Below are 8052 nucleotides of genomic sequence, written 5' to 3' on the forward strand. Positions count from 1 at the left end.
TCGGTGTCGACCCGACCAAACCAAGATGATCAAATACCAGAACATGACGACCAGGCCGAGTTGATCAACCCTCATGTGCGGAATGCCCGGCTAGCCGTGGTTGCTTCGCGTTGCCGAGCGGTGGGCCACCGGGGGTTTCCCGGCAGCCCACCTCTACATCGCTCGTCACAGCATGGATTCGAGGATTTCGACGGCCCGCCGCAAGCCAACGGCTTCCTGGATCTCCTGCCGCATTTCTTTCAACCGCCGCCGAACTACCTCACTGGTGGTGACCTGCTCCAAGGCGGCCCGGAGCTGCTCCGGGGTGACTGTCTCGCCCTCCAGCCGGGTGCCCAGGTCGAGTTCCACTATCCGGGCCGGTTCATGAACTGGTTGGCCGCCTGCGGAACCGCGATCGGCGGCACCCCGTTGGGACAGGCCTTCCGTCATGCCGCCCATACCCGCGTGCGTTATGAACGCGCTCGCCTGCGACAGCATCCGGAGCTGCGCAATCCATTGCCGCACCTAGACATTGGGCGGGATCTCACCGAATTCCGCCTGGTCCGTGGCCCGCCCGAGAGACATCACCGCGTGCCAGTCGAGGTCAGCGAACGCCCGGAGGCATTTGCGGTAGAACTCCAATTGGTGGTTGTAGGCCGAGCCAAGCGAGATCGCCAGCACCGGACGGGAATCCGGGGCCTGCCAATCCCCCTGGAACGCACGGTCGGGTGAGCATCGGGCCGACGAAGTCGAACGCGTCTGAAACCCGCTCCCCGTAATGGAACGTCCGGGGAATGGTCACGATGCCCCAGCGCGGCTTCCCCATGTCCTGGAAGGTCACCTCGACACCCTGCCGGGCGAAGTACTCATCGTAACTGGCGTGCACCGCGGAAGACTCGGGCGACGGTTCGATGCCCAAGGTCTCCTCGATGCCCTCGAAGTAGACGTGGGCCGGAGATAGCTGGATGCAGGGCACCTGCCACTTCTCGGCCAGCACGAGGCCGGGGAAGGCCGCGATGTCGTACACGATGAGACCCGGACGGTCCGCCGCGTACGCCCGTTCGAGCTGCGGCACCACGGCCATGGTCTCGTCGAGAAACATCGTCAGGGTGCTGCTCGATTGGGAACGCCCCCTGTTCGAGATCATCAACCCTAATGTCCCGCCTGCGCCTCCCCGGTCGACCACGAACTCGACGACGGGGATGTGCTGGACTTCGCGGGCGGCGCGCGGGTGCTTTCCATTCCGGGGCACACCGATGGGACATGGGAGCATCGCTGTTTATTTGTCAAAGAGCCGAATTCTCTTCACCGGGGACACGATCGCCAACGTCGGCCGGCTGATGCTCGGCACGTTCAACGTGGATCGCGTGCGGACCATCGAGTCGTTGCGCCGCCTCGCCGAACGCTGTTGAACGACTGGCGCCCCTGACCGGCCAGAACCCGGTCCCGGACCAAAAGCGCTGCATGTTCCGCTTCGAGCCGGACAAGTTCGGCGCCGCCGGACTTCGCCCAGCGCCCTCCGACCTGGTGCACCCGCCCCGCGTCGCCGAGTGCCCGGTTCAGCTGGAGGCCCGGGCGACCCGGGTCCAGGCAGATGCCGCCGAGAACTTCCGCAACATCGAGGCACACGTGCTGCGGGTGGACTGCGGCCCGCACCTCGTAATTCCCGGCGCCCACCACGTCGATCCAACGGAGTGGAGCCCGCTGATCTACCACTTCCGCCACTACTTCGGCCTCGGCCGGGAATTGGGGCACAGCTTCCGTTCCAAACCCCGCGGCCAGAAGCGGAGAACGCCCAGTCTTAGACCAGTTGTTTCGCGCGCACGAGGCGGGGCGCTCAAGCTGCGATCTCTGCCATTTCGCTGATCGCCTCCTCCACCATTCGCCTCGTGTGCCGCAGTTCCCGGCTGTCCAACGCGTCCCGCAGGGCGCGCAGATCCCTTTCGGTGGCCGGTCGTGGTCGGCCCAGCTTGTCGCGGCTCTTCAACAAGCCAAGTTCGGCAAGCGCGGCACCGCGTGGTTCGTTGATGGACCGGAACATCTTCTGCGCATCCCGGTAGGTGCGTGCGGCCTCCCCGTACCAGCAGGCGCGGAAGAGGACATTGCCGCGCATCTTGCGGTTGTAGGCCAGGGCGCTGGTCAGGTCCATCCGGCGGCAGATCTGCTCGGCGCGCGAGAGCAGGCGCAGGGCCTCGTCGTGTTCCCCGCGCAACGACATGACGTCCGCCAGCCCCCGCAACGCCCAGGCGAGGCCCCGCTCATCACCGCCCGCTTCGGCGATCTCGGCAGCCTCCTCGAACCGCCGCCAAGCTGAGTCCAGGTCACCCGCGTTGCGGTCGAGTTGCGCCAGGCCTTCCAACGCCCACACCGTGTGCCGGCATTCGCCCCGCCGACGGGCCTCCGCCAGCAGCTCCTCGTGGAGCACGCGGGCCTCCTCGTAATCCCCCCGGATCCGCAGCGTTTCGGCGATCCCGGCGACCGAATAGCCGTACGCGATCAGCTCGCCGGACTTCTTGGCCAGGTCCCGCGCGGAGCTGAGCCAGCGCACCGCGGCGGTCATCTGCCCGCGCTGCCGGGCCAGGGTGCCGCCGCTCCACAGCGCCCACGCCATCGCGCCCTGCTCGCCCGCGTCGCGGGCCGCCCGGTAGCTCGCGCGCCATGCCGCGTCCGCCTCTTCGAGCTGGCCGAGGCGCCGGTACGCCTCCGCAACCGCCAGGCGCGCCTGCGCGAGCTCCAGCCCGGAACCCTCGTCCTCCGCTTGCGACTCGCGTTCCAACGCTGCCGCCAGCACGTCCTCGTAAGCCGTGTTGACCGACATGTCCCGGAGCTGCCCCTGGTACTCCGGTGCGAACGCCTTCCCGTACATCTCAAGCCACCTCGCCATTCCTGCCGCTCTGGTGCTCAAGACGCACCAACTCTGGATTGCGGCCGTGCCCTCCGCCGGTCCCCTGGAGCGGAGGGCACGGGCCTGTTCGTACCCCCGAACGACATCCAAGTTAGGGCTCGGCGGCGGTCCAGCGGCTCAGCCGAATTGGCAGCCTAGATCAACCGATCGGCCAGGAAAGAGGCGTCCGCACCTAGTACTTTTGGCCGAGATCGACTCGGTCAACAACGATCCGAATGGCCGGGGCGTTCGGCGGGTGGCAGCTGGCACGCCGGGGTGGCACCGGGCAACCGGAAGCGGTTCGCCGCGACCCACCTGTACGCCCGATCGGCCAGCAGCCGCAGCACCGGGGCGGACAGGCCCCAACCGAGCACCGACCACGGCACGCGGCACTCCTTGAGCAGTTCCGCGACGGCGGCCGCGCCGCCGAACACCCGACCGGACGTGGCCACCCACAGCACCTCGTGCCGGGCCCGGTCCGCGGTTGTCCGCATCGCCGCGAGATCCGCCTCCTGCCAAGCCTGGATGCGCATGCGCACCGGCAACCGCTCCGCGAGCCGCACGCTACGCGTGCAGAACCCGCAGTCGCCATCGTAGATCAACACCGGCAGCTCGCTCATGGCCTCGCCCGTCCCTTTCCACCGGGCCCGCCGGGCGCGGCGGGTACCCCCACCAACAACGGTCGCAAACGAGGCCGAATCCAGCACAGCGGGCATGCGTTGCCGAGCAGCATCAGAGTGGTGATCACCAGGTGAAGCGGAAGTCCCGTCGAGCAGAAAACCTCGGGCGGCCCCAAAGCTCCGCTGCGAGACTCTAGCGTCGGAGCGCGAGTCCGCGGATCAACCCGATCCGGCCGAGCAGTCCCGGCCGCCCGGTCGCCACTCAGCCCAGGTCGTCGTGGCGCATCAGCAGGCGACCGGCCTCGGTCAACGAGCCGGACAACGACGGGTAAACCGAGAACGTGTTCGCCAGGTTGTCCACCGTCACCTGGTTCTGCACCGCAAGCGCGATCGGCAGGATCAGCTCGCTGGCGTTCGGCGCCACCACGACGCCACCGACGACCACGCCGGTCTGCGGGCGGCAGAACACCTTCAGGAAACCGCGCCGCAGGCCTTCCATCTTCGCCCGCGGGTTGGTGGCCAGCGGCATCATCACGGTCCGCGCGGGCACATCACCGCAGTCGATCGCCTGCTGGCTGATCCCGACCGTGGCGATCTCCGGGTGCGTGAAGACGTTGGCCGCGACGGTCTTGAGCTTGATCGGCGTGACGCCTTCGCCGAGCGCGTGCCACATCGCGATGCGGCCCTGCATGCCAGCCACCGAAGCCAGCAACAGCAGACCGGTGCAGTCGCCTGCCGCGTAGACGCCGGGCACGTTGGTCCGCGATACCCGGTCGACAGGGATGTAGCCGCCGCGGTCGAGCTCGAGGCCCACCCGCTCCAGGCCGATGTCGGTGGTGTTCGGTACCGAGCCGACCGTCATCAGCGCGTGGCTGGCCTCGACCTGCCGCCCGTCCGCGAGGTGGATCAGCACCCCCGAGTCGGTGCTTCCCACCTTTTCCGCCCGGGCGTGCTTGACGACCTCGGTGCCACGCTCGGCGAACACCTCTTCCAGCACCGCAGCGGCGTCCGCGTCCTCGTGCGGCAGCACCCGGTCGCGGCTGGAGATCATGGTGACCTTGACACCCATCTCGGTGTACGCGGAGGCGAACTCCACACCGGTCACACCGGAGCCGATCACGGCCAGGTGCTCTGGCAGTTCGGGCAGGTCGTAGAGCTGCCGCCAGGTCAGGATCCGCTCCCCGTCGGGCTCGGCGCCCTTGAGGATGCGGGGTGTGGCGCCGGTGGCGATCAGGACGACGTCCGCGGCCAGTTCCTCGAAGCCGCCGTCGGCGAGGTCGACGCCGATGTGGTGGACGGCCATGCCCTTGGTCGGGTTGGTGAACCGCGCGCGGCCGGGCAGGATCTTCACGCCCTCGCGGCGGACCCTGGAGCGGATGTCGGCGGACTGCGCGAGCGCCAGGCCCTTGACCCGGCCGTGCACGACCGCGACGTCGACGTCGGAGTCCTCACTCTTGGTGCGGATACCGAGCTCGCGCGCGTCCCGGAACGCGGAGCGGGCGCCCGCGGAGGCGATGAAGGTCTTCGACGGCACGCAGTCGTAGAGCACGCACGCCCCACCGAGGCCTTCCGGCTCGACCAGCGTGACGTCCGCCCCGTTCGAAGCCGCGACCAGCGCCGCCTCGTAGCCGGCGGGGCCGCCTCCCATGATCACGATGCGGGTCACTTCGCGCTCCTCCTCGGTCCGCCTGCCTTGTGGGCGCCGAACCCACCGTACGCTGCGACGAGTCCAGTCATTCGGGTGGTACCGCCCGAGTTGACCATCGTGGCGCAGACCACTCACGGTCATCCCGCGGGGACGACGTGATCGACCCGGACGTAACAGTTACCCACATTCGTGACGTAGTCCGCTCCGCCGCATGGGCTGTCGATCGCTACCCTGTTGGGCGTGCCTCTGTACGCCGCGTACGGGTCCAACATGGATCCGGCCCAGATGATGAAGCGCGCCCCGCACTCCCCGATGGCGGGAACGGGCTGGCTGGTGGACTGGCGGCTGACCTTCGGCGGCGAGGACTACAGCTGGGAAGGGGCCCTCGCCACGATCGTCGAGCAGCCGGGCTCCCAGGTTTTCACGGTGCTCTACGACGTCAGCCCGGAGGACGAGCAGCAGCTCGACAACTGGGAGGGCGCCGAGCTCGGCATGCACAAGAAGCTGCGGCTGCGGGTGCAGACGCTGGACGGGTCGGTGCTGGCCTGGCTGTACGTGCTGGACGCCTATGAGGGCGGGCTGCCGTCGGCGCGTTATCTCGGCGTGATGGCCGACGCCGCCGAAGCCGCCGGGGCTCCCGAGGACTACGTCGAGAAGCTGCGCAAACGGCCGTGCCACAACGTCGGCCCGTGAACCCCACGTGACATCCACCCCGAATATCACGTCTCACGTGTGATAATCACTCCGGTTGCACACACGCGGGATGAGGGGGTCCGTGGCCGAGGACGACGGCGTGCGGGTCAACCAGCATGACCGGCGCGAGCAAATCCGCCAGGAAGTGCTGGCCAGCGGGTTCGTCCGTATCGAGGGGCTGGCCGCCAAGCACGGCGTCAGCGGCATGACCATCCACCGCGACCTGGACGTCCTCGAACAGCAAGGTTGGCTGCGCAAGGTGCGCGGCGGCGCGACATCAACGCCGACCGCGCTGCTGGAGACCTCAGTCCGGGCCCGGATCGCCGACGCAGCCGACGAGAAGGCCCGCATCGCCAAGCACGCGGTGCGACTCGTCTCGCCCGGTCAGGTAGTCGCACTCGACGACCCTGGGCCGACGCCGCCGACCACGTCCGTACGATCGCCGCGTTCTACGTGCCCGGGAGACGGCCAAATCGACGTCCCGGATCCTCATGGACAGCAACGAAGCGGTCATGCTCGGTGACATCCGCCAAACGGTGAAGGCCACCGGCAGGCCGTACACCCCACATTTGCGCGCTGCACCTGACCGGCCGGCCTGATCACGGGCTACGCCGTCTACGAGGACAGCCTCACCGTCGCCGAAGCCCTCGCCGAATCCTGATCAGGTCGTGGAGATCCAGCCCAGGGTGCGGAGCTCGTCGAGGAACCGCCGGTAGCTGTCCTCCAGTTGGGCTGCCTCCGCCGGCACCGGCTCGACGAATTCGCCTCCGGGCACCATCGCGGCTGCCGCCGTGCTCAGGCCCGGGTAGACCGAACCGCTGGCCGCCAGCAGCGCCGCACCCAACGCAGTTCCCGCGCCTCGGACGCGCAGTACCGGGGCGTCCAGGACCGACGCCCTGATCCGGCACCAGGCGATGCTGCGGGCGCCGCCACCAGCGGTGCGCACTGCGCCTTCCGCCGGGGCACCGAGCTGGGCCAGCCGCTCCAGCGCGAGCCGCTCGCAGAAGGCGACGCCTTCGAGGCGGGAGCGGTACTCGTCGATCCGATCCTCCGGCGCGCCCAGCACGAACCGAGTGGCGTGCTCGGCGAGGAACGGGAACCGCTCCCCCTCACCGCGCAGCGGGTAGTTGACCACGCTGGCCGGTCCCCGATCGGTCGCCGCCGCGTCCAGGTCCGGCAGCTCAGCGGTGTCCACATCGGACAGCGCAGAGCCGCCGATGTTCGCCGCGCCGCCGGGCAGCCACATCCCGTCCGGGTGCAGGTGGCTGTACACCGCACCAGCCGGGTCGTGCACGAGTTCCTTCGCAACTCCCTTCAGCACCAAGGTTGTTCCGAGGATCGTCACGAACTGCCCGACGTCGACCGCTCCGCACGCCAGCTGGCCGGCGCAGCCGTCGGTCATCCCGGCGCGCACCTCGCAGCCGACCGGCAGGCCGCTCTGCGCCGCTCCCCTCGCGTCGACAGCGCCAAGCACCGTCGTTGGACGCACGACCTCCGGCAGCAGGCGGTCCGGCACGTCCAATGCCTCGAAGACCTCGGTCGCCCACTCGCCTGCCACTGCGTCGTAGCCGCTCTTCAGCGCGTGGCTGGAGTCGGTGGCGATGGGGTGCCCGACCAGCTTCCAGGCGATGAGGTCCGGGGTGTGGCAAACCAGCGCTGTGCCGTCCGGGAGGTGCCGCGCCAGCCAGCCGATCCGGGCCAGTCCGGAGCCCGCCGACGGCGTGATCCCGGTGCGCCGCCAGCGGTCCGCGCCAACCTCGGCGGCGATCCGCGTTTCCGCTTCGGCGCGCCGGTCGTCGTACATCAGCGCAGCGGTGAGCGGTTCGCCGCCGCCATCGACTGCAACGACGGTGCCCGAGGTCGCCGAGATCGCAAGCGAGCGGATCTCGGTGCTTCGCGAGCCCAATGCCGTCGTGCATTCGGCGAGGCAGTCGCGGACCGCCGGCCACCAAGTGGTCGCGTCCTGTTCGGAGCGTCCACCTCGCGACCGCACCGGTTGAGGCAGCGGCCGGGACGCCGATGCCACCATCGCGCCCGCCGGATCGTGGACCTGCACCCGAACGTTGGCGGTCGCGACGTCGACGCCCGCGACTAGTTCGGTCATCGGCGAGCCTCCATCGCGGTCGAAAGCTCTTCGCTCACTAGGCCACCATCCCTTTTGCAGCCCTGTCGGATAGGGTTGTGACCTCTCGGTCCCGGTGGGTGCATGGCCTGTGTCGCGTGCCGCT

General features: G+C 69.0%; 10 protein-coding genes. 4 read left to right on the top strand and 6 right to left on the bottom strand.

The features are described 5' to 3' along the window. Nucleotides 1-165: 165 nt before the first annotated feature. A complete protein-coding gene (locus ACWDKQ_RS33950; RefSeq protein ID WP_450142859.1) occupies nt 166-477 on the bottom strand; it encodes a hypothetical protein in 312 nt (103 codons plus the stop codon). A gap of 106 nt (nt 478-583) precedes the next feature. Further along, the gene (locus tag ACWDKQ_RS33955) at nt 584-1081 is read right to left on the bottom strand and encodes a hypothetical protein (RefSeq protein ID WP_450142860.1); all 498 of its coding nucleotides are present in this window, start codon (nt 1079-1081) and stop codon (nt 584-586) included. A gap of 181 nt (nt 1082-1262) precedes the next feature. On the opposite strand from ACWDKQ_RS33955, the gene ACWDKQ_RS33960 reads away from it, so the two are divergent. Both ACWDKQ_RS33960 and ACWDKQ_RS33965 read left to right on the top strand, forming a co-directional pair. After that, on the top strand, nt 1263-1391 hold the full coding sequence (locus ACWDKQ_RS33960; RefSeq protein WP_450142861.1) for a hypothetical protein: 129 nt from the start codon (nt 1263-1265) through the stop codon (nt 1389-1391). 52 nt (nt 1392-1443) lie between these two features. After that, nucleotides 1444-1845 (top strand): hypothetical protein, encoded by a 402-nt coding sequence (locus tag ACWDKQ_RS33965; RefSeq protein WP_450142862.1) that lies wholly within the window; start codon nt 1444-1446, stop codon nt 1843-1845. On the opposite strand, the gene ACWDKQ_RS33970 is transcribed toward ACWDKQ_RS33965, so the two are convergent. From ACWDKQ_RS33970 to ACWDKQ_RS33980, 3 genes are all read right to left on the bottom strand, one after another. Next, the gene (locus tag ACWDKQ_RS33970; RefSeq protein ID WP_450142863.1) at nt 1817-2845 is read right to left on the bottom strand and encodes a tetratricopeptide repeat protein; all 1029 of its coding nucleotides are present in this window, start codon (nt 2843-2845) and stop codon (nt 1817-1819) included. The genes ACWDKQ_RS33965 and ACWDKQ_RS33970 overlap by 29 nt on opposite strands. A 239-nt stretch (nt 2846-3084) precedes the next feature. Next, nucleotides 3085-3483 (bottom strand): thiol-disulfide oxidoreductase DCC family protein, encoded by a 399-nt coding sequence (locus tag ACWDKQ_RS33975; protein ID WP_450142864.1) that lies wholly within the window; start codon nt 3481-3483, stop codon nt 3085-3087. 262 nt (nt 3484-3745) lie between these two features. Further along, nucleotides 3746-5149: an NAD(P)H-quinone dehydrogenase gene (locus ACWDKQ_RS33980; RefSeq protein ID WP_450142865.1), complete on the bottom strand. Its 1404-nt coding sequence runs from the start codon at nt 5147-5149 to the stop codon at nt 3746-3748. Between the two features lie 222 nt (nt 5150-5371). On the opposite strand from ACWDKQ_RS33980, the gene ACWDKQ_RS33985 reads away from it, so the two are divergent. Further along, a complete protein-coding gene (locus ACWDKQ_RS33985) occupies nt 5372-5824 on the top strand; it encodes a gamma-glutamylcyclotransferase (protein WP_450142868.1) in 453 nt (150 codons plus the stop codon). Nucleotides 5825-5906: 82 nt separating this feature from the next. Further along, on the top strand, nt 5907-6347 hold the full coding sequence (locus ACWDKQ_RS33990; RefSeq protein WP_450142866.1) for a DeoR family transcriptional regulator: 441 nt from the start codon (nt 5907-5909) through the stop codon (nt 6345-6347). Nucleotides 6348-6485: 138 nt separating this feature from the next. Here ACWDKQ_RS33990 and ACWDKQ_RS33995 read toward each other — a convergent pair whose 3' ends face one another. Then, nucleotides 6486-7928, bottom strand: a complete 1443-nt coding sequence (locus ACWDKQ_RS33995) for an FGGY-family carbohydrate kinase (protein WP_450142867.1) — start codon at nt 7926-7928, stop codon at nt 6486-6488. Nucleotides 7929-8052 lie beyond the last annotated feature (124 nt).

The sequence above is a fragment of the Saccharopolyspora sp. NPDC000995 genome (assembly GCF_053599315.1).